The organism is Cupriavidus sp. UGS-1, from assembly GCF_021213615.1.
In the GTDB taxonomy this organism is placed as follows: Bacteria; Pseudomonadota; Gammaproteobacteria; order Burkholderiales; family Burkholderiaceae; genus Cupriavidus.
In genome coordinates this window covers 399,675-423,589 of record NZ_JAJQJF010000001.1, presented here as the reverse complement: position 1 = coordinate 423,589, position 23,915 = coordinate 399,675, and the positions used below count along the sequence as shown (strand labels likewise).

Annotated in this window: 21 protein-coding genes; 10 read left to right on the top strand and 11 right to left on the bottom strand. The window is 68.4% G+C overall.

All coding sequences use genetic code 11. The features are described from left to right. Positions 1–13: 13 nt before the first annotated feature. Complete coding sequence (locus LRR16_RS01800) at positions 14–1,273, bottom strand: hypothetical protein (RefSeq protein WP_232204613.1); 1,260 nt, start codon at positions 1,271–1,273, stop codon at positions 14–16. Between the two features lie 201 nt (positions 1,274–1,474). Between LRR16_RS01800 and LRR16_RS01795 the strand changes: the two genes are divergently transcribed. Beyond that, complete coding sequence (locus LRR16_RS01795) at positions 1,475–1,870, top strand: hypothetical protein (protein WP_064576941.1); 396 nt, start codon at positions 1,475–1,477, stop codon at positions 1,868–1,870. Positions 1,871–1,923: 53 nt separating this feature from the next. On the opposite strand, the gene LRR16_RS01790 is transcribed toward LRR16_RS01795, so the two are convergent. Then, positions 1,924–2,397, bottom strand: a complete 474-nt coding sequence (locus LRR16_RS01790; protein ID WP_006579860.1) for a DUF2269 domain-containing protein — start codon at positions 2,395–2,397, stop codon at positions 1,924–1,926. After that, positions 2,385–3,761 carry an SDR family oxidoreductase gene (locus LRR16_RS01785; RefSeq protein ID WP_232204612.1) on the bottom strand — a complete coding sequence of 459 codons (1,377 nt, stop codon included), beginning with the start codon at positions 3,759–3,761 and terminating at the stop codon, positions 2,385–2,387. Before LRR16_RS01785 ends, LRR16_RS01790 begins: the two co-directional genes overlap by 13 nt. 9 nt (positions 3,762–3,770) lie before the next feature. On the opposite strand from LRR16_RS01785, the gene LRR16_RS01780 reads away from it, so the two are divergent. After that, positions 3,771–4,289, top strand: coding sequence for a hypothetical protein (locus tag LRR16_RS01780; RefSeq protein WP_232204611.1), 519 nt, complete (start codon positions 3,771–3,773; stop codon positions 4,287–4,289). A 156-nt stretch (positions 4,290–4,445) separates the two neighbouring features. Here the strand turns inward: LRR16_RS01780 and gdhA are convergent, their stop codons facing one another. The 5 genes from gdhA to LRR16_RS01755 all read right to left on the bottom strand — a co-directional run bounded on the left by gdhA (position 4,446) and on the right by LRR16_RS01755 (position 10,666). After that, complete coding sequence (gene gdhA / locus LRR16_RS01775; RefSeq protein WP_023263455.1) at positions 4,446–5,789, bottom strand: NADP-specific glutamate dehydrogenase; 1,344 nt, start codon at positions 5,787–5,789, stop codon at positions 4,446–4,448. Positions 5,790–5,913: 124 nt separating this feature from the next. After that, positions 5,914–6,669 carry a DeoR/GlpR family DNA-binding transcription regulator gene (locus LRR16_RS01770; protein WP_064576944.1) on the bottom strand — a complete coding sequence of 252 codons (756 nt, stop codon included), beginning with the start codon at positions 6,667–6,669 and terminating at the stop codon, positions 5,914–5,916. A gap of 373 nt (positions 6,670–7,042) precedes the next feature. Continuing rightward, a complete protein-coding gene (phnY, locus tag LRR16_RS01765) occupies positions 7,043–8,506 on the bottom strand; it encodes a phosphonoacetaldehyde dehydrogenase (RefSeq protein ID WP_232204610.1) in 1,464 nt (487 codons plus the stop codon). 57 nt (positions 8,507–8,563) lie between these two features. Then, a complete protein-coding gene (gene phnA / locus LRR16_RS01760) occupies positions 8,564–9,853 on the bottom strand; it encodes a phosphonoacetate hydrolase (RefSeq protein ID WP_232204609.1) in 1,290 nt (429 codons plus the stop codon). Positions 9,854–9,931: 78 nt separating this feature from the next. After that, positions 9,932–10,666 (bottom strand): phosphonate utilization associated transcriptional regulator, encoded by a 735-nt coding sequence (locus tag LRR16_RS01755; RefSeq protein WP_023263457.1) that lies wholly within the window; start codon positions 10,664–10,666, stop codon positions 9,932–9,934. Positions 10,667–10,980: 314 nt separating this feature from the next. Here LRR16_RS01755 and LRR16_RS01750 point away from each other — a divergent pair, with 314 nt between their 5' ends. The 6 genes from LRR16_RS01750 to LRR16_RS01725 all read left to right on the top strand — a co-directional run bounded on the left by LRR16_RS01750 (position 10,981) and on the right by LRR16_RS01725 (position 18,406). Further along, positions 10,981–12,012, top strand: a complete 1,032-nt coding sequence (locus LRR16_RS01750; protein ID WP_064576947.1) for a putative 2-aminoethylphosphonate ABC transporter substrate-binding protein — start codon at positions 10,981–10,983, stop codon at positions 12,010–12,012. Between the two features lie 155 nt (positions 12,013–12,167). Next, complete coding sequence (locus LRR16_RS01745; RefSeq protein ID WP_232204608.1) at positions 12,168–13,277, top strand: putative 2-aminoethylphosphonate ABC transporter ATP-binding protein; 1,110 nt, start codon at positions 12,168–12,170, stop codon at positions 13,275–13,277. Next, complete coding sequence (locus LRR16_RS01740; protein ID WP_232204607.1) at positions 13,274–15,031, top strand: putative 2-aminoethylphosphonate ABC transporter permease subunit; 1,758 nt, start codon at positions 13,274–13,276, stop codon at positions 15,029–15,031. Before LRR16_RS01745 ends, LRR16_RS01740 begins: the two co-directional genes overlap by 4 nt. A gap of 74 nt (positions 15,032–15,105) precedes the next feature. Further along, complete coding sequence (locus tag LRR16_RS01735) at positions 15,106–16,239, top strand: 2-aminoethylphosphonate--pyruvate transaminase (RefSeq protein WP_232204606.1); 1,134 nt, start codon at positions 15,106–15,108, stop codon at positions 16,237–16,239. Then, on the top strand, positions 16,236–17,087 hold the full coding sequence (locus LRR16_RS01730; protein WP_232204605.1) for an EamA family transporter: 852 nt from the start codon (positions 16,236–16,238) through the stop codon (positions 17,085–17,087). The genes LRR16_RS01735 and LRR16_RS01730 overlap by 4 nt, the downstream gene beginning before the upstream one ends. 533 nt (positions 17,088–17,620) lie before the next feature. Beyond that, positions 17,621–18,406, top strand: coding sequence for an IclR family transcriptional regulator (locus LRR16_RS01725; RefSeq protein ID WP_083492543.1), 786 nt, complete (start codon positions 17,621–17,623; stop codon positions 18,404–18,406). A gap of 197 nt (positions 18,407–18,603) precedes the next feature. On the opposite strand, the gene LRR16_RS01720 is transcribed toward LRR16_RS01725, so the two are convergent. The 3 genes from LRR16_RS01720 to tauA all read right to left on the bottom strand — a co-directional run bounded on the left by LRR16_RS01720 (position 18,604) and on the right by tauA (position 21,396). Continuing rightward, on the bottom strand, positions 18,604–19,476 hold the full coding sequence (locus tag LRR16_RS01720) for an ABC transporter permease (RefSeq protein WP_043437944.1): 873 nt from the start codon (positions 19,474–19,476) through the stop codon (positions 18,604–18,606). 70 nt (positions 19,477–19,546) lie between these two features. Continuing rightward, entirely contained in the window at positions 19,547–20,329 is a 783-nt protein-coding gene (locus LRR16_RS01715) for a taurine ABC transporter ATP-binding protein (RefSeq protein ID WP_006576511.1), read from the bottom strand. A gap of 56 nt (positions 20,330–20,385) precedes the next feature. Beyond that, positions 20,386–21,396 carry a taurine ABC transporter substrate-binding protein gene (gene tauA, locus LRR16_RS01710; RefSeq protein ID WP_006576510.1) on the bottom strand — a complete coding sequence of 337 codons (1,011 nt, stop codon included), beginning with the start codon at positions 21,394–21,396 and terminating at the stop codon, positions 20,386–20,388. A 497-nt stretch (positions 21,397–21,893) separates the two neighbouring features. Here tauA and pta point away from each other — a divergent pair, with 497 nt between their 5' ends. Together pta and LRR16_RS01700 are read left to right on the top strand one after the other, a co-directional pair. Then, positions 21,894–22,982, top strand: coding sequence for a phosphate acetyltransferase (gene pta / locus LRR16_RS01705; RefSeq protein ID WP_232204604.1), 1,089 nt, complete (start codon positions 21,894–21,896; stop codon positions 22,980–22,982). After that, the gene (locus LRR16_RS01700) at positions 22,979–23,752 is read left to right on the top strand and encodes a sulfite exporter TauE/SafE family protein (RefSeq protein ID WP_232204603.1); all 774 of its coding nucleotides are present in this window, start codon (positions 22,979–22,981) and stop codon (positions 23,750–23,752) included. Before pta ends, LRR16_RS01700 begins: the two co-directional genes overlap by 4 nt. Positions 23,753–23,915 lie beyond the last annotated feature (163 nt).

Genomic DNA, 23,915 nt, shown 5'->3' with positions numbered 1-23,915 from the left:
GCGGACTGGCGGACTAGACCATATGGGCAGGCAATCGATCGGCCTGCGGTACAGCCCTGGCCTTGACGCCGGTCCAGGCGCGCAGCCGCGAGGCCGACGGCCCGGCGCCAGGCACGGACAGCGGCAGACAGGCGAGCTCTTCGTCGCCGCAGGCAGCCATATGGAGATCCGATCCCGCTGCGCGCAACCGGCCGAGCCGGGACAGCAAATCGATCAGCAGGTCCGTCGGATCGCCGATCGTGAAGGCGGCGTCGAAGTCGTTGCCGAGATGGCTCAGCGCCTGACGTAGCCCGCGCAGCGCGACATAGTCCTCGCCGTGCAGATCGGGCGGCATGGCCCGATAGATCGTTTCCCACCGCCGGACCGATCCGGGCACGTCGGCGGGATTGATTCTCTGCGCCAGCTGCGCAAGAACGCGCGATCTGGCGAAGCGGATCTCGTCGTTGCCTGGCGGCAACCGAACGGCAAAGTCGGTCAGCATGTCGAGAGACGCGGTGTCGTCATGCGGTATCCAGCGGGCGAAATGGCGCATCAACTCTAGGGCCCACGATTCGGAGTGTTCTCGCGCCCGCTCGAGCGCCGCGACGATCAGGTACCGCCTGTCCTCCGGGGACATCGCGCCCGCCATCGATACGATCGCTTTCATGGCCCACTCCCGTATCGAGGGCGGCTGCATGGCCAGCACGTCGGTGGTCGACCGGACCTGATCGGGCCGCCGCATGCCAGCGATACGCCGGGCGATGGCATCTTCGTCCTGGTATTGCCGCATCGTCGAGATGGTGTTGCACGCGAGATGAAAGGACCGGCATGTGGCGGACAGCGGCGATCCACTGAACGCGAAATGCCGGTCGCAAGCCGGCACCTTCGCCAGCACCTCGCACAGCAGCTCGAAGGGAAGATCGAGCAGCAGAGACCACGAGGCAGGCTGCGCTGCCTGCGGGGGCCGGTCTGCCGCGGCCGGGCGGATACCGCCACCGGCACGGCACGGCTTGTCCGGACTCGTACGCGATTCCGAACTGGCGCACCGCTTCATCGCCGACGGCGAATTGCGCCGCAGAAGGGACACGACCGCATGCCATGCGCCCGACACCCGGTCTGCCGACGACCGCGATGGAAACGGCCTGGTCGGCGAAGGGTGACATCGCAGGCGGACGGCGCTGCCGCCGGCCTGCACCGCCATCGTCGCAGCGTTGCCCACGGGAACGGTATCCGCCTCCCGCGGCGGCCGGTGGTCAACGACCGCGGGCGAAATGACGGTAGGCGTGCCGGTCATGATGGCTCCTGTCGAAGGGATCGATCGGACCGCCAGGCCCTGGCGGTGCCAGTACCGGGTCGCTCGCCGATACTGATCAGGAGTGTTGGCCGAAGTGTTACCGAACTGTTAAGTTCGATTCGCACGCTTTAGTTTTGAGGGGCCTACCTTGGCCCGCGTTGTGCTTGTCCATGTCGAGATCCCCCTGCGAGGAGAGAAATCATGCTGTTCCATCGACATGGTGTTTGCGCGGCGTTGCTGGCGCTCGGCACGGCATGGGCCGCCACCGCCGCCGCCCAGCCGGCCAATGTGCCGACTGAATCGGAGCGCGGCAGCGGTAGCCAGATGTCGCGCCAGCCCAAGGCCGTGACGCAGCCGTCGACCCGCGAAGGCGAAGCGATCCGCTCGAATCCGGGCGGCCTCGGCAAGCTGGGCGATCCGCTGCCCAACCCGCCCGGCGGCAAGGACGAGCCGTCGCCGCGCACCCAGGCCTCCGGCGCCGCGCCGTCGCCTCCGCCGGCGCCGCTGAAGGGCCGCGAGCGCAAGGGCAGCGGCGGCGCGGCAATCGACCAGGCGCGCGAGCCCAGCACCGATCCGCGCGAGACCGGCGCGCGCTGATGCCGGCCGCGGGCGGTGACCGGCGCCCGCGGCGACAGCTTCGCCGGCGCGCTTCAGAACAGCGTCGCCGGCTTGGCGATCATCAGATAGAAGATCGCCAGGAAGCTGAACAGCGCCGGCACGCCCAGCGCGAACCACCAGCGGAAGTACCGCCAGTAGGCCGGCGGCAGCGGCGTTTGCGCGCCGGCCGCGGCCGCGGACACGGTCCGCATCCGCATCTGCAGCCAGACCACCGGCAGCCAGCACGCGATGGCGATCACGTACAGCCCGATCGATACGCGCAGCCACGCCAGCTCCCACGAGAAATTGGCGATGCGCATCAGCATGTAGCCGGTCACCGGCTGCAGGATCGCCGTGCTCGTGGTGAACAGCCAGTCCGCGATCACTACATGGCGCGAGGTCACCGCGACCGCGTGGCTGTCGCGCGTCAGCGTGGCGGCCAGCAGATAGAAGGCGCTGCCCACGCCGGTGCCGAACAGCAGCGTGCTGCCGACGACGTGGATCCATTTGACGATCATGTAGTCCATCGCTTGCGCTCCAGCGTGCCCAGCAGCCACAGCACGGCCAGCATGGGCAGGTTCTTGGTCAGCGGACCATAGGGATGCAGCCAGAACTCGGGCAGCCGCACGCTGATGATCACGGTGTAGCCGAGGATCAGCGCGGCCTGCGCGGCCCAGATCCACGGGAAGCGCCAGCGCGCGGGCGCGAAGCACATCAGCCCCAACAGCAGGTCGAGCCCGGCCGCGCCGTACAGCGCCAGCGGCCGCAGCGCCTGCGGTACGCCGGCGCGCGCCAGCAACGCGTAGCTGTCCTCGACCGGATAGAGGCCGAGCGAGACGATGCCGGTGACGATCCAGACCAGCGCGACGGCGGTGCGCTGGATCGGCAACTGCCAGCCGAGCACGGCCTGCGTGCGGGCGGCCTGGCGCCAGCGCGCCGGCACGAATTGATCGACGGCGCGAGGCGGCCGGCCAAGCAGCCGATGCATCGGCGCCGGATCGCCGGTATTGCCGCGCGCGAGCATCGCCAGCGCATCCTGGTTCAGCGGCAGCCCCGGGGCCAGCCGCGTCATCAGCGGCAGACCGGCCCGAACCAGCGCATCGGGCACCGGCACCACGCGCAGCGGGCCGGGCTGCCCGAGCGTGCTGCGCAATTGGCCGAGATAGTCGCGCAGGGTCAGCGCAGTCGGTCCTACCACAGCGATGCGCCCTTGCGGCCAATCCGTGCGCATTGCGGGGGCCGCGCCGCGATTGCCGGCGGCCATCGTCGCCAGCCGTACGATCGCGGCCACCACGTCGTCCAGATGGACCGGCTGCACGCGCTGCCTGCCGCCCTCGGGCAACGCCAGCAACGGCATCGTCGCCAGCGTGCCGAACATCCGCGCGCTGGTGCCGCCCGGCCCGTAGACCAGCGAGGGCTGCAGGATCGCCGCGGGCATGCCGAGGCCGGCGAGGTAGTCGTCGGCGGCCTTCTTGCTCAGGTGGTACGGCGTGGTGGCCTGCTCGTCGGCGCCCAGCGCCGAGATCTGGATCACCGCCCGCACGTCCGCCTGCGCGCAGGCGGCGAACAGCGCGATCGGCGCGCGCCGGTGCAACAGCTCGAAGGTCTGCGCGCCGCGCTCGGCGAAGATGCCGACCGCATTGACGACGACGTCCACGCCGTCGAGCAGCGGCAGCCATGCCTGCGCGTCGGTCAGCGCGCCGAAATCGACGGCACGGAATTCGCATGAGCCGAGGTCGCGCGCGGCCTTCGCCGGATCGCGCACGCCGCAGAGGACCCGGCAGCCGGCGCGTGCCAGCGCCGCGGCGATCGCGGCGCCGATGAACCCGCTGGCGCCGGTCAGCAGCACCGTGGGACGCGCGGTGCCGCCGGTTGCCGCCTCCCGCTCCAAGGAACCGACATGAGCGCCATCCAGGATTTCGTCGGCCGCAGCCTGGTCTCCGGCACCAGCGCCAGCGCGCTGTCCACCATCGCCCTGGCCTGCGGCGGCCATTTCGATTGCCGCAACACGCTGGCGCCGGTCAATGCGGTCAGCCACTGGGTCTGGGGCGATCGCGCGATCCATGCCAATGGTCCGGCATGGCGCTATACCGCGGTGGGATACGTGATCCATCATGCGATGTCGGTATTCTGGGCCGCGTTCTACGAAGCGTGGGTGGGGCGCTCGCTGCAGCGGCGGCGGCCGGCGGCGGCGATCCTGGCCGGTCTCGCGGTCGCCGCGGCGGCCTGCGTGGTGGACCTGCGCCTGACGCCGAAACGGCTGACGCCGGGCTTCGAGCGGCGGCTGTCGCCGTGGTCGCTGGCGCTGGTCTATGTCGCCTTCGGGCTCGCGCTGCCGCTGGTCACGCTATGCCGGCCGCGCCAGCAGCAGGATGCAAGAGCCATTCCGGCCGCGCCGCCGTCGGCCCGCGCCGACTGACAAAAAGAAAGCGGGCCCGAAGGCCCGCTGTGCGATGCGGTATGGCGCGGCGCCGGTGGCGCGTTCTTACACGGGCTTGCAGAATTGCCACGCCGCAAGCGGCGCGGCGGCAAGACGGGTAAGAAGGTACATCGCCGGCGCCGGCCGCCCCTGTCGTCAGATCACGCCCTGCGCCAGCATGGCGTCGGCCACCTTGACGAAGCCGGCGATATTGGCGCCTTCGACATAGTTGACGTAGCCGTCGTCCTTGCGTCCGTGGTTGATGCAATTCTGATGGATGTCCTTCATGATGAAGTGCAGCTTCGCGTCGACCTCGGCGTGATGCCACGACAGCCGCATCGCGTTCTGCGACATCTCCAGCCCCGACGTCGCGACACCGCCGGCATTGCTGGCCTTGCCCGGCGCGTACAGGATGCGCGCGGCCAGGAAATGGTCCACCGCCTCCAGCGTCGACGGCATGTTGGCGCCCTCGGCCACGCAGAACACGCCATTGGCCAGCAGCCGCCTGGCATCCTCGCCATCGAGCTCGTTCTGCGTCGCGCACGGCAGCGCGATATCGGCCGGCACATGCCACGGCGTGCGGCCGGCCTCGAAGCGCAAGCCCTCGCGCTCGGCGAAGTCCGACAGACGGCCCCGCTCCTCGTTCTTGAATTCCATCAGCGCGGCCAGCTGCTCGTCGTTCATGCCTTCCGGATAGTGCAGCACGCCGCCCGAATCGGACACCGTCAGCACCTTGGCGCCCAGTTCGATCGCCTTCTGCGCGGCGTATTGCGCGACGTTGCCGGAGCCGGAGATCAGCACGCGCTGGCCGTCGAAGTCGCGGCCGCTCCGGTGCAGCATCTCCTGCGCGAAATAGACGGTGCCGTAGCCGGTGGCCTCGGGACGCATCAGGCTGCCGCCGAAGGCCAGGCCCTTGCCGGTGAAGACGCAGGCGGACTGGTTCGACAGCTTCTTCATCATGCCGGCCATGAAGCCGACCTCGCGGCCGCCCACGCCGATATCGCCGGCCGGCACATCGGTGTCCGCGCCGAGATGGCGATACAGCTCGGTCATCAGCGCCTGGCAGAAGCGCATCACCTCGCCGTCCGACTTGCCCTTGGGATCGAAATCGGAACCGCCCTTGCCGCCGCCCATCGGCAGCGTCGTCAGCGCGTTCTTGAAGGTCTGCTCGAAGCCGAGGAACTTGAGCACCGACAGGTTGACGGTCGGATGGAAGCGCATGCCGCCCTTGTACGGGCCGATGGCCGAGCTGTGCTGCACGCGGAAGGCGCGGTTGACCTGCACCTTGCCCTGGTCGTCGGTCCATGCCACGCGGAACTGGATCACGCGCTCGGGTTCGACCAGCCGTTCCAGCAGGGCCTGGTCGGCGTAGCGCGGGTTGCGCTCGACGAACGGCCACAGGGTCATCATCACTTCCTTGACCGCCTGCTGGAACTCGGGCTGGTCAGGATCGCGCCGGGCCACGCCGGCAAGGAAGGCATCGAGGGTCGGAAGGCTCACGGCTGTCTCTGTCGATTTTCTTGAGTCGGAGCGCGACTTTAGCACCGAAACGGTGAATTTCGACAGTCAAAAGTGTTATGACCCTGAGCGAAAAAATGCGCAGCCGTCCGTCCCGGGACCCGCTTCAGGCGATCAGCAGCGCCGGCCCGCGGCGCTTCAGGGCGTCGGCCAGCGGGGCCTCGGGGGCCATGTCGCTGATCAGATAGGCGGCCTTGTCGAAGTGCCTGACCTGCACGCCGGTATGGCGTCCGAACTTGGTATGGTCGGCCACCACGCAAGGCACGCTGGCCGACAGCAGCATCCGGCCGCGCAGCTCGGCCGCGGGCCGCGAATACTCGCTGACCTCGCCGTCGTTGCTGATGCCGCCGATGCCGATGAAGGCGAAGTCGGCGTGATAGCGCGACAGCTGCTCGACGGTGTCCCAGCCGTTGGTGGCGTCCTCGTTGTCCTGCAACTCGCCGCCGAGCACGACCACGCGGTTGCCGTTGCGGCGGCCGAGCAGCAGCGCGATCGACAGGTCGTTGGTATAGACCAGCAGGTTGTGGTGGCCCAGCAGCGCCTGCGCGACCGCATGCGTGGTGGTGCCGTAGTCGATGATCACGGAGGCGCCGTCGGGCACCAGCTCGGCGGCCCGTACCCCGATCGCGCGCTTGCCTTCGGCATTGACCGCCGCCCGCGTCTGCGTATCGGCCTCCGCGCGGTTCGGCGCCAGCGCACCGCCGTGCGTCAGCACCAGCAGGCCGCGCGCGGCCAGCGCATTGAGGTCGCGGCGAATGGTTTCGCGCGACACGTCGAGCTCGCCGACCAGCTGACTGATCTGCAGCGCGCCGCTGGCGGCAAGCTGGTCGAGGATGAATTTCTGCCGTTGTTCGGCCAGCACGGGCGCTCCGGGGCTTGTGGAAGGTGCGGGGATTTTAGCCGAGCGTTGTGACAGGCGGTGGTGGCCACGGCGCACGCCGCTTGCCCTCTCCCCCGCCCCTCTCCCGCGAGCGGGAGAGGGGAGAAAACCGCCGGGAGATCGATCGCGACACCTTACCCAACGCGATGCCTTACGTTCCGGCCGATTGTGCTCTCCCTCTCCCCCCTCTCCCCCCTCTCCCGCGAGCGGGAGAGGCGAGAAAACCGCTGGAAATCGATCGCGACGCCTTACCCGACGCGACGCCTTACGTTCCGGCCGATTGTTTTCTCCCTCTCCCCCTCAGGGGGAGAGGGCTGGGGAGAGGGGGTGGTTCCTTGCCGCCCGCCCCAGGCCCTCACCCCCACGGCATTGTGATCGACTTCAGGTTGGTGAAGCTCTTGATCGCCTCCTGCACCCCTTCCTTGTAGCCCAGCCCCGAGTCCTTGATGCCGCCGAACGGCGTCAGTTCGATGCGGTAGCCGGGCACCTCCCACAGATTCACCGTACCGACATGCAGCTCGTTGGCAAAGCGTGTGAAGTCCTCGATGCGGTTGGTGCAGATGCCCGACGACAAGCCGAAGGCCGTGCCGTTCGAGATGCGGATGGCCTCGTCGATGTCGCGGAACGTGATGATCGGCGAGACCGGGCCGAAGGTCTCCTCGCGCACCAGCGTCATCGCCGGATCGACGCGATCGACCACCGTCGGCGCATAGCGCGCGCCGTCGCGCTGGTTGCCGATCAGCAGCCGCGCGCCCTGCGCCACCGCCTCGTTGACGCGCGCTTCGAACAGCGCCGCGGCCTGCGCATCGATCACCGTGCCCATGTCGACGCCGCGGTCCATCGGGTCGCCGAATTTCCACGCCCGCGTCTTCTCGACCACCAGCTCGGTAAAGCGCGCGGCAACGGCCTGATGCACCAGCATGCGCTTGACCGCGGTACAGCGCTGGCCGGAGTTCTTGTACGAGCCCTGCACCGCGAGGTCGGAGGCGCGGTCGAGGTCGGCGTCGTCCATCACGATCAACGGATCGTTGCCGCCGAGCTCCAGCACCACGCGCTTGTAGCCGGCCTTGGCGGCAATGTATTTGCCGATCGCCACGCCGCCGGTGAAGGTGATCAGGTCCACTGCCGGATGCGTGATCAGCTCGTCCGCGATCTCGGCCGGATCGCCGGTCAGCACCTGCAGCATCTGCGGCGGCAAGCCGGCCTCGACCAGCAGATCGGCCAGGTAGTATGCGGACAGCGGCACCTTCTCCGAGGGCTTGAGCACCATCCGGTTGTTGGTGGCGATCGACGGCGCGACCTTGTGCGCGACCTGGTTCATCGGATGGTTGAACGGCGTGATCGCGGTGATCACGCCCAGCAGCGGCTCGCGCTGCGTCATCACGCGGCGCTTCTTGCCGTGCGGTGTCAGGTCGCACGAGAACATCTGCCCGTCGTCGCGCAGCGCCTCGTTGGCGGCAAAGTTCAGCACGTCGGCGACGCGGCCGATCTCGTACAGCGAATCCTTCTTCGACAGGCCGGACTCGAGCGTGATCAGGTCCGAGGCCGGCTCGGTGCGCTCGCGCAGCAGCGCGGCGGCACGATCGAGGATCGCGGCGCGCTCGTAGCGGGTCAGCGTCGAGCGATAGGCGCGCGCGACTGCGTAGGCGCGCCGCACGTCCTCGACGGTCGCCTTCGGCACCGTGCCGACCAGCGTGCCGTCGTAGGGATTGCGCACTTCGATGACGCGGTCGCGCACGACCTTCTCGCCGTCGATGCGCAGCGCCTCGGCGCGGAAGTGCGGGCTGACCTGGGCGGCGGGAAACTGTGGGGCGTTCATGTTCGGGCTCCGTGGGTGCGGGCGGGATCGTTGCGACCCCGGCGAGATGCGGGCGGATCAATGCAGATGGTTGAGCGCGACGTCGAAGATGTCGAAATTGCGCAGCACCGCCTTGCCAGGAATGCCGGCGGTCGGGCGGTTGAACAGCAGCGGCACGGTCTGCTCCGACACGCCGCCGTGCGAGCGCAGCGGCGCGTCCAGCCCGCTCAGGTCGTGGCGGCTGCGGCTGGTTCCCAGCACCACATGCTTGCCGCTGATCACGACCAGATCGCCGACGCGATCGGGCGGCAGCTCGAAGCGCGCGCAGGCCTCGGCGTTGTCGAGCACGGCATCGACGCCCTCGATATCGCCTAGCTTGGCCTTCAACGCGGCGGCGGCGCCGGCGTCCGCATCGTCGGGCAGATAAACGGTCGCATACGAACCGAGCGCGCCGTGGTGCACGACATAGGGATCGGTGATCGGCAGGATCACGCGCGCGCCGCCCTGCTCCACGCCGCGGCCGAGCCAGGCATCGAGCCGGTCCTGCAGGAAGACCACGTTCGGAGCCTTGGTCCGGGCGTCGTGCTTGGCATTCATGCCGTGATCGGCGGTCAGCGCGACCACGCAGCCCAGCGCGTCGAGCCGCGCCAGATAGCGGTCCATCATCGCGTAGAAGGCGTTGGCGCCGTCCGACCCGGGCGCGAACTTGTGCTGGATATAGTCGGTCGTCGACAGATACATCAGGTCGGGACGCCGCGTCTCCATCAGGCGCACGCCGGCGGCGAACACGAATTCGGACAGCTGGGCGCTGTAGACGCTGGGCACCGGCATGCCGACCAGTTCCAGCACATTGTCGATGCCGTTCTCTTCGACGCTGGCCTGGTCCGCCTTTTCCGACGAGAAGCAGATGCCGCGCAGCCCATGGCCCAGCAGCCGGCGCAGCTTGTCCTTGGCGGTGACCACCGCGACGCTGGCGCCCGCTTCGGCGAAGGCCGCGAGGATGGTGCCGGCGCGCAGGTACTTCGGGTCGTTCATCATCACTTCCTCGCCGCGGCCGCCATTGGCCGTGCGATCGAAGAAGTAGTTGCCGCAGATGCCGTGCACCGACGGCGGCGCGCCGCAGACGATCGACAGGTTGTTCGGATTGGTGAAGGTCGGCACCACGCAGGCGCCGCGGAACGCCGCGCCTTCGGCCAGCAGCCGCTTCAGATACGGCGCGCTGCCGCTGGCGGCGGCCGCTTCCAGATAGTCGAACTCGCAGCCGTCGACGCAGACCACGACGACGGGCTGCTGCATCCATCGGTAGGTGCGCTGGTTGACGGTCACGGCGGGCTTGCCGGGCGAGGAGTCGGAGCGAGGGGCGGGCATGTCGGTGGTCCTGGACGGAGGAAGCTAAGGGTCGGACGACGCCCGGCAGGGACCGGGCGCCGCCAGCCGGTGATCAATTCAGGCGGAGCCTGCAGGCGTGTCGGCCGGCGCCGCCGTGTCGGCTCCGGCCTGGCCCTGCACCGCCGCGTGCAGCCGGGCGCGGCCGCGTTCGACGTGTTCGCGCATCAGCCGGCCGGCAAGCTCCGGATCGCGCGACGCGATCGCCGAGACGATGTCGCGATGCTCGCGGGTCGAGGCCGGCATCGCGGTCGGCGCGGCGGACAGCGCCTCGCGGCGATACAGCGTCAATTCCTTGACCAGGCGTCGATAGGTCTCGAGCAGCTTGCCATTGCCGGCCAGCTCGACCATGCGATCGTGGAAGGCGAAGTTCAGCCGGGCATAGTCGTCGAGGTCGCGCGCCGCGCTGGCGGCGCCCAGCGCCTCGATCATCGCGCGCAGCTCACGCAGCGCTTCGGGCGTGATGCGCTGCGCCAGCTGCCGGCCGACGTATTCGTCCAGCACGGCACGCAACGCATAGATTTCGTCGGCCTCCTGCAGCGACACCGAGCGCACGAACACGCCGCGGTTCTTTTCGGTACGCAGCAGCCCGGCTTGCTCGAGCGCGCGAAAGGCCTCGCGCACCGGGCCGCGCGACACGTTGAGCTCGCTGGCCAGCTCGATCTCATTGAGCTTGTCGCCCGGGGCGAGCTCGCCCGCGGTGATGCGCCGCTCCAGCTCCCGCTGCACCAGCGAGGTCAGCGACTGGCTCTGCAGGATCTCGATTTCGCTGGACAGCGGCGCTTGGCGGGACATGAACACTCCTGACTTGCTGGGGATGGCGTTGCACGCGGCGCAGGGCGTTTCAGCGGTCCGCCAAGACCGGCCGGCGTGCGTACATTTGCTGGTTGCGATTAAAGCAAGCGGTTTGTATATTGTCAACAAACCAAGACGCCGCGGAGCGCTGGATCGGAGAAGAAAGCGCGGCTCCGTATGGGCATATGTCTTGCAAGTCTTGCTACACAAGGGTTTCGCGGTGATTCAAGGTGGTGCATGGCTTCGTGTGGCACTGCACGTAATTCACCAAATTGACACAACATGGCACATACAATGCCACAAGGAGCCCCACAATGAGAACCGCCATGACACTTGCCAAGCAAGCCCTCGCCGCCACGGCCGCCCTTGTTCTGACCGGCGCCGCGTTCGCGCAGAAGACCACGCTGACCGTCTACACCGCCTGGGAAATCGAGACGCTGAAGCCCTACGCCGAGGGCTTCGCCAAGGTCGCCCCCGATATCGAACTGAAGTACGTGCGCGACTCGACCGGCGTGATCACCGCCAAGGCGCTCGCCGAAAAGGCCAACCCGCAGGCCGACGTGATCGCCGGCCTCGCCGCCTCGAGCCTGGAGTTGCTCAAGCAGGAAGGCATGCTCCAGCCCTATACGCCGAAGGGCTTCGAACGGCTGACGCGCGACTACAGCGACAAGGCGACGCCGCCCTCGTGGGTCGGCCTCGACGTCTGGGGCGCGACGGTGTGCTTCAACACCATCGAAGCGAAGAAGCGCAACCTGCCCAGGCCCGAGACCTGGCGCGATCTGGCCAAGCCGATCTACAAGGGCATGATCGTGATGCCCAACCCGGTCTCCTCTGGCACCGGCTTTCTCGACGTGACCGCGTGGCTGCAGCTGTTCGGCGAGCAGGAAGGCTGGAAGTACATGGATGCGCTGCACGAGAACATCGCCCAGTACACCCATTCCGGCTCGAAGCCGTGCAAGCAGGCCGGCGCCGGCGAATTTCCGATCGGCATCTCGTTCGAGTTGCGCGCGCACAAGACCAAGGCCGCCGGCGCGCCGATCGACATCATCTTCCCGCGCGAAGGACTGGGCTACGACATCGAGGCCGCGGCCATCGTCAAGGGCACCAGAAAGCAGGAGGCCGCGCAGCGCTATCTGGACTGGCTGGCCAGCAAGGAAGCCAACGAGCTGTTCGCGCGCGACTGGGCGATCGTGGCCTACCCCGGCGTGGCCCGCAAGATCGACACGATTCCGGCCGGCTACGAAAAGATGCTGGTCAAGAACGACTTCGGCTACATCGCGAAGCACCGCGAGCGCGTGCTGACCGAATGGCAGAAGCGCTACAGCGCCAAGGCCGAAAAGCAGTAAGCAGCGTCCGGTCCTCCGGCGCTCGTCGTCCCCGCGAAAGCGGGGACCCAGCGACTCTCGGAGACGCTGGATGCCCGCCTGCGCGGGAACGACGCAAAGCACGCGCTCATCGCGAGCCGCCACCGCCCGCAACCGACCCGATGGAGCCCACATCCATGTCTACGTCCCCCAGCAGGCACGATAGCTATCTGAGCCTGAAAGGCATCCACAAGCGGTTCGGCGGTGCCGACGGCTTCACCGCGCTGCGACATGTCGACCTCGACGTGCGCGAGGGCGAGCTGCTGTGTTTCCTCGGCCCGTCCGGCTGCGGCAAGACCACGCTGCTGCGGATCATCGCCGGCCTCGAATCGCAGACCGCCGGCACCATCATGCAGGCGGGGCGTGATATCTCGACGCTGCCGCCGATGGAGCGCGACTACGGCATCGTGTTCCAGTCGTATGCGCTGTTCCCCAACCTGACGGTCGCGGACAACGTCGCCTACGGGCTGGTCAACCGGCGCATGCGGCGCGAGCAGCGGCGTGCGCGCGTGGCCGAACTGCTGACCCTGGTCGGCCTGCCCGAGCGCGGCGCGCAATATCCCGGCCAGCTGTCGGGCGGGCAGCAGCAGCGCGTGGCGATCGCGCGGGCGCTGGCGACCTCGCCCGGCCTGCTGCTGCTCGACGAGCCGCTGTCCGCGCTCGACGCGCGCGTGCGGGTGCGGCTACGCAGCGAGATTCGCGCGCTGCAGCAGCGGCTGAACATCACCACGATCCTGGTCACGCACGACCAGGAGGAAGCGCTGTCGATGGCGGACCGCATCGTCGTGATGAACCACGGCGCGATCGAGCAGATCGGCACGCCGGCGCAGATCTACCAGCGCCCGGCCACGCCGTTCGCGGCGGACTTCGTCGGCAAGACCAATATGCTGCCCGCGACGGTAGACAGCGACGGCCATCTGCGGCTGGGCGAACGGCGCCTGCAATGCATCGCGCCGCCGGGCTGCTGTACCGATGACACCGTGCAGGTCTTCTTCCGGCCGGAGGATGTCTGCGTGCGCGGCTGCGACCAGCAGGGCGAAAACGTGCTCGACGCCACCGTCGACAAGATCGAGTTTCTCGGCGCGTTCTCGCGGCTGACGCTGAAGCTGGCCGACGGTGGCGCCACCGCGGCGCCGCTCTATGCCGACCTGTCGCTCAACGACATGCACGAACTGCGTCCCAGCGCCGGCGATCCGCTGCGCCTGGCCATTCCCGCCGACCGCCTGCGAGTGTTCCGCCAGCCATGAGCCTGCTCCTGTCGAAGGCGCCCGCGCCGCCTGTCACGCCGCTATCTCCCGCTTTCGCGCCCGCCACCGTCCTCGGCACGGTCCGTACGCACTGGACCGACCGCATCGCGCACGCGCTGTTGTGCGCCGCCGCGCTGGCGCTGCTGTGCTTCGTGCTGGCGCCGATCGTGATGATCCTCGCCAAGAGCGTGCAGAACCGCGACGGCACGCTGGCCGGCATCGCGCATTTCCGCGCATACCTGGCCACGCCGGCGCTGTGGCACTCGGTCTGGAACAGCGTCTGGGTATCGGCGCTGGCCACCGCCATCACGGTGCCGCTGGCCTTTACCTTCGCCTATGCGCTGACGCGCAGCCGCATCGGCGCCAAGGGCCTGCTGCGCAATCTCGCGCTGATTCCGCTGCTGGCACCGTCGCTGCTGGCCGCGATCTCGTTCATCTTCTGGTTCGGCAACCAGGGACTGCTCAAGCCCTATATGGGCGGCGTGCAGATCTACGGGCCGCTCGGCGTGGTCGGCGCGCTGGTGTTCGCCACCTTCCCGCATGCGCTGATGATCCTGATCACGGCGCTGTCGCTGACCGATGCCAGGCTGTACGAAGCGGCCGATGCGCTGGGCACGTCGACCGTCCGCAAGTTCCTCACGATCACGATCCCCGCCGCGCGCTATGGCCTGATCAGTGCCTCGATGGTGGTATTCACCTATGCGATCTCCGACTTCGGCATCCCGAAGGTGATCGGCGGCAACTTCCCCATGCTGGCCACCGACATCTACAAGCTGGTGATCGGCATGCAGGACTTCTCGCAGGGCGCGGTGGTCGCGCTGATGCTGCTGGTGCCGGTGCTGATCACCTACTGCATCGACGCGCGGGTGCAGCGCCGCCAGATGGCACAGATGTCGGCCCGCTCGGTGCCCTACGTGCCGCGTCGCAGCCGCCGTTTCGATGCCGCGATGGCGACGTTCTGCTGGATGGTCGCCGCGCTGATGGTTGCCGTGATGGGCATGGCGGTCTACGCGTCGTTCGTCAAGCTGTGGCCCTATGACTTCTCGCTGTCGCTGAACCACTACCGGCTCGGACTGGTGGAAGGCGGCGTCGTCGCTTCGTACTTCAACAGCCTGAAGCTGGCGCTGGCCTGCGCGCTGGTCGGTCCGGTCTTCATCTTCACCACCGCCTATCTGCTGGAGAAGACCCGTGGCCTGCAGTGGCTGCGCGGCTTCGTGCGGCTGATGGCGGTGCTGCCAATGGGCGTGCCGGGGCTGGTGCTCGGGCTGGGCTACATCTTCTTCTTCGTGCCGGCCGCCAATCCGCTCCATGTCCTGTACCAGACGCTGGGCATGCTGGTGCTGGTGACGATCGTCCATTACTACGCGTCGTGCCATCTGACCGCGGTGACGGCGCTCAAGCAGCTCGACGGCGAGTTCGAGGCCGTCTCCGCCTCGCTGAAGGTGCCGTTCTACACCACCTTCCTGCGCGTGACCGTGCCGGCCTGCCTGCCCGCGATCGTCGAGATCTCGCGCTACCTGTTCATCAACGCGATGACCACCGTGTCGGCGGTGGTGTTCCTGTACGGCGCCGATACCAAGCTGGCCTCGGTCGAGATCGTCAACCTCGACGAATCCGGCGATATCGGCCCGGCCGCGGCGATGGCGACGCTGGTCGTGCTGACCTGCGCCGCCGCCTGCCTGGCGTACCACGGCCTGCAGCGCTGGCTCGAGCGCCGCACACAGGCATGGCGCGGCGCCGGTGATCGCGACTGAGCCCTCGGCGGCAAACCACGACAAACGATGACAAACGATTCCCGCTCCGCCACACCCTGCCAGGAGATTCGACCATGATTCGCGGCAACGACCCCATTCTGCTGACGCCCGGCCCTCTGACCACCTCGCTCGCGACCAAGCAAGCCATGCTGCGCGACTGGGGGTCGTGGGACGCCGCCTTCAACGCCATCACCGGCAGCCTGTGCGAGGATCTGATTCGCATCGTGCACGGCGAAGGCACCCACGTCTGCGTGCCGATGCAGGGCAGCGGCACGTTTTCCGTCGAAGCGGCGATTGCGAACGTGGTGCCGCGCGACGGCAAGGTGCTGGTGCCGCAGAACGGGGCCTATTGCCAGCGCATCCTGAAGATCTGCAAGGCGATCGGCCGCGCCGCGGTCGAACTGGCCATCCCGGAGGACCAGCCCGCCAGCGCGGCGGCCATCGAGGCCGCGCTGGCCGCCGACCCGTCGATCACCCATGTGGCGCAGGTCCATTGCGAGACCGGCGCCGGCGTGCTCAATCCCCTGCCGGAGATCGCGCAGCTGTGCGCGCGGCTCGGCAAGGGCCTGATTGTCGATGCGATGAGTTCGTTCGGCGCGATCGAGATCGATGCGCGGACGATGCCGTTCGACGCGCTGGTGGCGGCCACCGGCAAATGCATCGAGGGCGTGCCCGGCATGGGCTTCGTGCTGGTCAGGAAGGACGTGCTGGAGGCCAGCCAGGGCAACAGCCATTCGCTGGCGCTCGATCTGTACGACCAGTACGCCTATATGCAGAAGACCACGCAGTGGCGTTTCACGCCGCCCACGCACGTGGTGGCCGCCTTCCGGGCGGCGCTGGACCAGTATCTGGCCGAGGGCGGGCAGGCTGTGCGTGGCGAGCGCTATCGCCGCAACTGCGCCGCGCTGGTCGATGGCATGCGCGAACTGGGCTTCCGCCCCTTCCTGCGTCCCGAGGTACAGGCGCCGATCATCGTGACGTTCCACGCGCCGGACGACCCGCGCTACGACTTCAAGACCTTCTATGCGAAGGTACGCGAGCGCGGCTATATCCTCTATCCTGGCAAGCTGACGCAGGTCGAGACCTTCCGCGTCGGCTGCATCGGGGCGATCGACGACAACGAAATGCGCAACGTGGTGTCGGCGATCGGGCTGACGCTGCAGGAGATGGGCATCGACATGGCGGCGCAGCTGGCCAAGGCGGCATGACCGTTCCCGCCGACTTCCACTGGATGGCGTTCGTCGCCGTGATGCTGTCCGCGGTGATGCACGCCTCCTGGAATGCGATCGTCAAGATCGGCGGCGACCGCCTGTCGTCGATGGCGCTGATCGACACGTTCTGCCTGCTGGCGGCGCTGCCCTTCCTGCTGCTGGTGCCGCTGCCCGCGCCGGCGGTCTGGCCCTTCCTGCTGGCGACGGTCTGCCTGGAGGTCGTCTACAAGCTGTCGCTGGTGGCCGCCTACAACCGCGGCGACTTCAGCCAGGCCTATCCGCTGATGCGCGGCTGCGCGCCGATGATGGTCGCGCTGCTGCTGCTCGCGATGGGCAGCGAGCGGCTCGGTCCCGGCGGCTACGCCGGCATCGCGCTGATCTGCTGCGGGCTGGTCAGCCTGGTGCGGTGGCGCACGCAATCGCCGCAGTTGATGGGGTTCGCGCTGCTGGCCGGCGCGTGCCTGGCGGGCGGCACCGTGATCGACGGCACCGCGGTCAAGCGCCACGGGCAGGTGTTCTCGTACATCGTCTGGCTGCAGACGCTGTCGCATCTGTTCATGCCGGGCTACGCGGCGGTCCGGCGCGGCCGCACGCTGCTGACGCTGCTGCGCACCGATTGGAAGCGCGCGTGGATCGGCGGCATCAACCGGGTCGGCTCGTATGCGCTGATGCTGTGGGCGATGACGCTGGCGCCGGTCGCCAAGCTGGCCGCGCTGCGCGAATCGAGCGTGATCTTCGCCGCGCTGCTGGGCTACTTCCTGCTGCGCGAGCCGTTCGACCGGCGGCGGCTGCTGGCGACCGCGCTGGTGCTGGCGGGGATCGTGACGTTGCAGCTGGCGAGGTAGGACGTGGGGAATGGGGACGCTGCTGCCCTCTCCCCTACCCCTCTCCCGCAAGCGGGAGAGCGGAGCAAACCAGCGGCTTGACTTGGCTGCCGCCCTCTCCCCAACCCCTCTCCCGCAAGCGGGAGAGCGTGCAAACCAGCGGCCTGACTTGGCTGCTGCCCTCTCCCCCAACCCCTCTCCGCAAGCGGGAGAGCGGAGCAAGCCGGTGGCGGGACGTGACTGCTGCGTGCGACTCGGCTGCTCTCTCCCGGGAGAGAGCAGCGAACCGGTGGCTTGACATGACTGCTACATCCGAACCCGGCTCCCCTCTCCCGCGGGCGGGAGAGGGGTGGGGGAGAGGGCCGGCGCGTGCCCTGCCCCCCCGCCTGGCACCCCTGCCCCTTCCGGAAGTACAATCGCCTTGTCTCGTTTTCCGGAACGGAGGAATCGCTTTGAAAACCGCCACCACCGCCGCGGCGACTGCTCCGCGCTCGCGCGGGGCCGCCAAGGCCGGCGCGGCCGCCGCAGCCAAGGGCGCCGCGCGGCCCGCCCCGGTGCCGCCCTCGCCGCCGCCCAGCGAAGCGGCGAACGACCGCGGCGACACGCCGACGCTGAGGGCCTTTGCGCTGCTCGAATTCCTGGTCGCCGCCGACCGGCCGCTGACGCTGGCGGAGATCATGCAGGGCTTCGAGGCGCCGAAGGCCTCGCTGCACCGGATGCTGGGCGCGCTCGAGTCCGGCGGACTGGTGATCCGCGAACCCGGCGCGCGCAATGCCTATGCGGTCGGCCCGCGGCTGGCCCGGCTGGGCGTGGCCATCGTCACGCATTCCGGCACCCGCCAGCTGCGCCACGCAATCCTGTCGCGGCTGGTCGAGGATATCGGCGAGACCGTCAACCTGACCATGCTGCACGAGAGCGCGGTGCTCTACCTGGATCGCATGGAGGCGCCCTGGCCGTTGCGGCTGGACCTGAAGCCCGGTTCTCATGTGCCGCTGCACTGCTCGGCCAGCGGCAAGCTGCTGCTCGGGCTGCTGCCGCGCGAACAGCGCCGCGCGCTGGTGCGGCAGCTGCCGCTGGAACGCTTCACGCAGAACACCATCACCGACGTCGAACTGCTCGAGGCCGAGCTGGACCGCTGCGCGCACAAGCAGATCGGCGTCGACAACGAGGAGTTCGTCGCCGGCATCAGCTGCGTGGCGGTGCCGGTGCGCGACGAGCGCGGGCAGGTGGTGGCCGCCCTCGCCGTCCATGCGCCGACGGTGCGCTCGCCGCTGTCGCGTTCGCTGGAATTCGTGCCGCGGCTGCAGCAGGCGGCGGCGGACCTGGCGTCGACGTTCTGACAGCGGGCGCCCGGCAATCGATGTGGCTCGCCACGCTGGTGGTGTTCCCTCTCCCGTGCGCGGGAGAGGGGGCAGGGAGAGGGCAACGGCGGTCCTGCCCGCGAGATCGGTGAATCGAGCGCGGGCTGCCCTCTCCCCCAACCCCTCTCCCGCAGGCGGGAGAGGGGAGTAGTCCAGCCGCATCGCGCATCAGCCCTTCAAGCCCTTCCCTTCCACGGCACCAGCCACTTCTCCACGGCACGCATCAGCAGATCAAAGCCATAGGCGATCAGCCCGATCAGCACGATGCCCATCACCACCACGTCGGTACGCAGGAAATTCGAGGCGTTGAGCACCATCTGGCCCAGGCCGGCGGTGGCGGCCACCATCTCGGCCGCGACCAGCGTGGTCCAGCCGAAGCCGATCGCGATGCGCATGCCGGTCAGGATGTCGGGCAGCGCGGCGGGCAGCACCACATGGCGGATCACCTGCCACGGCGTGGCGCCCATCGAATAGGCCGCGTTGATCTGCTCGATCGTCACCGAACGCACGCCGGCGCGCGCTGACATCGCCATCGGCGCGAAGCAGGCGAGGAAGATCAGCAGGATCTTCGAGGTCTCGTCGATGCCGAACCAGATCACGATCAGCGGCAGATAGGCCAGCGGCGGCAGCGGCCGGTAGAACTCGATCGGCGGATCGAAGACGCCGCGCGCGATGCGCGACACGCCCATCAGCACGCCGACCGGCACCGCGGTGACGGCCGCCAGCGCGAAGGCACCGAACACGCGCACCATGCTGGCCCAGAAATGGTCGAGCAGCGGCAGGCCGCCCTGCACATTGCCGTTCCACGCATCGACAAAGGCCTTGCCGATCGACTCCGGCGTCGGCAGGAACAGCGGCGGCAGCCAGCCGAAATGGCTGGCGACCCACCACAGCACCAGCAGCGACACCACGGTGACCGCGGAAATGCGCGAGCTGGAGCCCTCGCCCGGCATCCGGTAACCGGAGACCGTGCGGACCTTGCGCGTTGGCGATGCCGGCGAGGCGGGCGATGCGGGCGATGCGATGGTGGCGCTCGTGGTGGAAGACATCTCGTTGGCAACGAGGGCGCCCGGCGTGCGCGTCGCGCCCGGCAGGCTCTGAACGGTGGCAGGCATCGGCTTATCCTTGTGGCGTGGCATGGATCAGGTCGACGATTTCCTCGCGGTGGCGAATGAAATCCGGATCGGATTTGACGGCGCGCGCATCGCCGCATTCGATATAGCGGCGCGCATACGGCAGCTCGTAGGTGTGGGCGATGCGGCCCGGCGACGGCGTCATCACGATCAGCCGTGTGGCCAGGAACAGCGCCTCCTCGACGCTGTGCGTGATGAAGAAAACGATCTTCTGCTCGCGCGCCCACAGTTGCAGGATCAGCGCCTGGATCGATTCGCGCGTCAACGCGTCCAGCGCGCCCAGCGGTTCGTCCATCAGCATCACCGCCGGATCGTTGGCCAGCGCACGCGCGATGCCGACGCGCTGCTGCATGCCGCCCGACAACTGGTAGACCGGCTTGTCCGCGACATGCTCCAGCCCGACCAGCGCCAGCTTGTCGCGCGCGATGCGCAGCCGCTCGGCACGGCCGGCGCCACGCATGCGCAAACCCAGCGCGACGTTGTCCGCGACGTTGAGCCACGGCATCAATGCATGCTTCTGGAACACGACGCCGCGTTCGGCGCCGGGCCCGTTGACGGCGCGGCCGTCGAGCCGGATCTCGCCTTCGGACGGTTGCATGAAGCCGGCGATGCAGGACAGCAGCGTGGTCTTGCCGCAGCCGGAGGCGCCCAGCGCGACGACGAAGTCGCCGCGTTCCATGGTCAGGTTGACCTGCGACAGCGCGAGCGTCTGCGCACCGCCCGCGCCGCCATAGTTGACGCTGAGGTTGTCGATTTCGAGTTTGGCCATCTCGGCTCCCTGTGGGGTCGTTGGCGAATCGCTGGAAGAACTGGACAGGCGGCGGCTCAACGCATCGCCCGCTTGACCCACTCGGCATTGACGCCGGCGGAGTAGTCCGGCAGCACGGTCTGGATCGTGCCCTGCTCCTTCAGGAACTGCGCCGCGGACTGCAGGGCCTTGGCCGCGCCGCCGCCGAGCCAGCGCGCCGAAGCCTGCTCCTCCAGCGTCGGGAACGCGTACAGCGACATGCTGCCCGGCACGTCCTCGGGCTTGGCGCCCGACACTTTCGCGACGGTCTTGACCATCGGCGAATCGGCGGTCCACGCGGCCTTGTTCTTGCGGTAGCTGTCATCCGCGGCGGCCAGCATCCTGACGAACTTGACCATGAAGTCCGGGTTCTCCCGCGCGAACTTCTTGCTGACGATCATGCCGTCGAAGGTGGCCTTGCCGGTCGACTGCGCGATCTGCCCCGAGGTCAGCAGCACCTTGCCGGTCGGCTTGATGCGCGCCAGCACCGGGTCCCAGATGAACGTCGCGTCGATGTCGCCGCGCTGCCAGGCCGCGGCGACTTCCGGCGGCCGCATGTTCATGATGCGGACCTGCTTCGGATCGACCTTGGCCTGCTCCAGCGCGACCAGCGTGTGATAGTGCGTGGTCGAGACGAACGGCACGCCGACGCGCTTGCCCTTCAGATCGGCGACGCTGTCGATGCGCGTGCCGTTGCGCGCGACCATCGCCTCGGCGGCGTTGATGTCGTCGAGAATCCAGAACAGCTCGACGTCCAGCCCCTGGGACAGTGCCGAGGCAATCGGCGAGGTGCCGGCCTCGCCGATCGCGATCTGTCCCGACGCCATCGCGCGAATCACGTCGCCGCCGCCGGAAAACTGGCGGAACGACACCTTGTAGCCGGTCTGCTTCTCGATCTCCTTGGCGTCCTGCACATGGCGCCATGGCACCACCATGTCCTGGTAGGCGATCACCACCTCCTTGCTCTGTGCCAGCGCGCCCGTCTGCACGGCGGCGGCCAGCACTGCGCCTGTTGCGAACTGCTTGATCCAACGCTCGATCCAACGCATCGTCGTATTCCTCAAGAAAGACAGGTTGCGTGCCGCGGCAGGGAGCCAGGGAGCGGCACGGAGAATCCAGGCACCGGCGAGGTGCCTACTCGAGGAGGGGAAGACTGGAAGCAGGTCGCATGCCAATGTCTCCTTGCAGTGGACGGCTGTCGCGTCCTTTGATCGGCCGTCGCCGCATCGTGGCGGCAATCGGCGGCCAACGCCTTGCACGTTGGGTAGCGCTATCGTAGGCAGCGGGTGGCGCGCGCCATAGTGCCACTGGGCGGCAATCGTGGGTCCAAGCACGGACCGGCCGCCGAACGGCACCGTATTCGGCTCCGCTGCCAGCCGCGCGCGCCCTTCCATCGCACCATGACGGTCCCTTGTGTCCCGTTTTAGTGCGCATGACGTACCGTTTTTCGAGATTTTTGTTGACCGCGAGGGCCAGCCGGCCTATGCTTCGGTCAAATCCCGTTTTCGGTACGTTTCATCCCGCTTTTTTATTCACCGTATCCGCCATGAAAGCGATCCACCGCATCATCGAGCGCGCGCGCTCGTCCCCCCGGCGCGTCGTGCTGTGCGAGGCGGAGGATCCGCGCGTGCTGCAGGGCGCGCGGCGCGCCACGGAAGAAGGCATCGCGCGCATCGTGCTGGTCGGCGATGCCGCCCGCATCGCCGATGCCGCCGAGCGGCACGGCATCGCGCTGGACGGCCTGGACGTGGTGGACCCGGCCAGCGCTGCGCAGCGGGACCGCTACGCCGAGCAATGGCTGGCGCTGCGCCGATCGAAGGGGATGACGCCCGAGCAGGCGCAACGCGACGTGCTGGCGCCGCTGTGCTTCGCCAACCTGATGGTGCGGGCCGGCGACGCCGACGGCTCGGTGGCCGGTGCGGTCCATACCACTGCCGACGTGGTGCGCCACGCGATCCAGATCATCGGCATCGCGCCGTCGTTCCGCCTGGTATCGAGCTTCTTCCTGATGATGTTCTGCGAGCCCTTCCACTCGCTGAAGGGCGGGCTGATCTTCTCCGACTGCGGCCTGGTGATCGACCCGGACGCCGAAGCGCTGTCCGAGATCGCGATGGCCGCCGCCGACAGCGCGCAGAGCCTGCTGATGGAGACGCCGCGCGTGGCGATGCTGTCGTTCTCGACCAATGGCAGCGCCCACCACGCCGCCGTGGACAAGGTCGCCGCGGCGACGCAGCGCGTGCGTGCGCTGCGGCCCGGCCTGGCGATCGACGGCGACGTGCAGCTCGACGCGGCGATCGTCGCCGAGATCGCCGAGCGCAAGCTGCCGGCGTCGCAGGTGCACGGGCATGCCAACGTGCTGGTGTTCCCGAGCCTGGAGGCCGGCAATATCGGCTACAAGCTGGCCGAGCGGCTGGGCGGCGCGGTGGCGATCGGACCGATGCTGCAGGGCTTGCGGCGCCCCGCCAACGATCTGTCGCGCGGCTGCAGCGCCGACGACATCTTCCATGTGATCGCGGTGACCGTGGTGCAGGCACAGGCCGCGGACCTCGAAGACGGCGATGCCGGCGCGCAGATGGCGCTGCCCATCGACCTGCCTGCCGCCACGCCGCCATCGGGAGCCGCGCAGTCCCGATGAATCTCGAAACCTTGCTGCCGGTACTGGCTCTGCTCGGGCTCGGCAGCTACTTCCAGACCGTGACCGGGTTCGGCATGGGTCTGATCGTGATGGGCGCGGCCAGCGGCCTGCATCTGGCACCGGTCGCCACGCTGGCCGCGCTGGTCAGCCTGCTGACGCTCGCCAACGGCGCGCTGGCGCTGCCGGGCAAGCTGCACCATATCGACTGGCGCGCGGTGCGGGCCGCCACGCTCGGCATCCTGCCGTCGGTGGTCGCCGGTGTCGTGCTGCTGCACTACCTGAGCGGCACCGCCGCCGGCGTGCTGCAGCTGATGCTCGGTGCGGTCGTGCTGTATGGCGGCATCGGCGCCGCGCTGCGCCCCGCCGCGCTGCCAAGCCGCTCCGGCGACGGCAGCTTCTTCGTCAGCGGCGTCTGCGGCGGCCTGCTCAGCGGCCTGTTCGGCGTCTCGGGGCCGCCGCTGATCTTCCAGTTCTACCGTCAGCCGCTGAACATGGTGCAGATCCGCTGCGCGCTGATCCTGGTCTTCACCACCACTTCGGCCGTCCGCACCGCCTACAGCGCCTGGCAAGGCGAGCTGGCCGGCGACGTGTGGCTGCAGGCCGCGCTGGCCTTCCCGGTCGTGGCCCTGAGCACGATCGCGGCACGGCGCTTCCCGCCGCCGCTGTCGACGGAAGCCACGCGAAGGGTCGCGTTTGGCGTGCTGGTCGTGCTGGGTGCGTACTTGATGGTGGGAGCGCTGTGGCAGTGGTTTGGGGCCCCCTCCACTTAGGCTCTCGGGTTAACGTTGCCGATCGTAATCCTTATCAGTCTTCAACGCTCGACATGATCATAAAGATTACGATCGCACTCTTTATACCTGCCCTGGCGCAAGAACCGGTATAAAGTATTCGAGCGAATACGATAAGCTCCCCAAATCGGACATTCGCCCTATA

Excerpts from the sequence above, each read along its gene's own strand:
- LRR16_RS01730 (WP_232204605.1), top strand. The coding sequence starts at position 16,236 with ATGACCGTTCCCGCCGACTTCCACTGGATGGCGTTCGTCGCCGTGATG.
- LRR16_RS01715 (WP_006576511.1), bottom strand. The coding sequence starts at position 20,329 with ATGGCCAAACTCGAAATCGACAACCTCAGCGTCAACTATGGCGGCGCG.
- LRR16_RS01735 (WP_232204606.1), top strand. The coding sequence starts at position 15,106 with ATGATTCGCGGCAACGACCCCATTCTGCTGACGCCCGGCCCTCTGACC.
- LRR16_RS01790 (WP_006579860.1), bottom strand. The coding sequence starts at position 2,397 with ATGGACTACATGATCGTCAAATGGATCCACGTCGTCGGCAGCACGCTG.
- LRR16_RS01720 (WP_043437944.1), bottom strand. The coding sequence starts at position 19,476 with ATGTCTTCCACCACGAGCGCCACCATCGCATCGCCCGCATCGCCCGCC.
- LRR16_RS01755 (WP_023263457.1), bottom strand. The coding sequence starts at position 10,666 with ATGTCCCGCCAAGCGCCGCTGTCCAGCGAAATCGAGATCCTGCAGAGC.
- phnY (WP_232204610.1), bottom strand. The coding sequence starts at position 8,506 with ATGAACGCCCCACAGTTTCCCGCCGCCCAGGTCAGCCCGCACTTCCGC.
- LRR16_RS01740 (WP_232204607.1), top strand. The coding sequence starts at position 13,274 with ATGAGCCTGCTCCTGTCGAAGGCGCCCGCGCCGCCTGTCACGCCGCTA.
- LRR16_RS01795 (WP_064576941.1), top strand. The coding sequence starts at position 1,475 with ATGCTGTTCCATCGACATGGTGTTTGCGCGGCGTTGCTGGCGCTCGGC.
- tauA (WP_006576510.1), bottom strand. The coding sequence starts at position 21,396 with ATGCGTTGGATCGAGCGTTGGATCAAGCAGTTCGCAACAGGCGCAGTG.
- LRR16_RS01745 (WP_232204608.1), top strand. The coding sequence starts at position 12,168 with ATGTCTACGTCCCCCAGCAGGCACGATAGCTATCTGAGCCTGAAAGGC.
- LRR16_RS01700 (WP_232204603.1), top strand. The coding sequence starts at position 22,979 with ATGAATCTCGAAACCTTGCTGCCGGTACTGGCTCTGCTCGGGCTCGGC.
- LRR16_RS01780 (WP_232204611.1), top strand. The coding sequence starts at position 3,771 with ATGAGCGCCATCCAGGATTTCGTCGGCCGCAGCCTGGTCTCCGGCACC.
- LRR16_RS01750 (WP_064576947.1), top strand. The coding sequence starts at position 10,981 with ATGAGAACCGCCATGACACTTGCCAAGCAAGCCCTCGCCGCCACGGCC.
- phnA (WP_232204609.1), bottom strand. The coding sequence starts at position 9,853 with ATGCCCGCCCCTCGCTCCGACTCCTCGCCCGGCAAGCCCGCCGTGACC.
- pta (WP_232204604.1), top strand. The coding sequence starts at position 21,894 with ATGAAAGCGATCCACCGCATCATCGAGCGCGCGCGCTCGTCCCCCCGG.
- LRR16_RS01800 (WP_232204613.1), bottom strand. The coding sequence starts at position 1,273 with ATGACCGGCACGCCTACCGTCATTTCGCCCGCGGTCGTTGACCACCGG.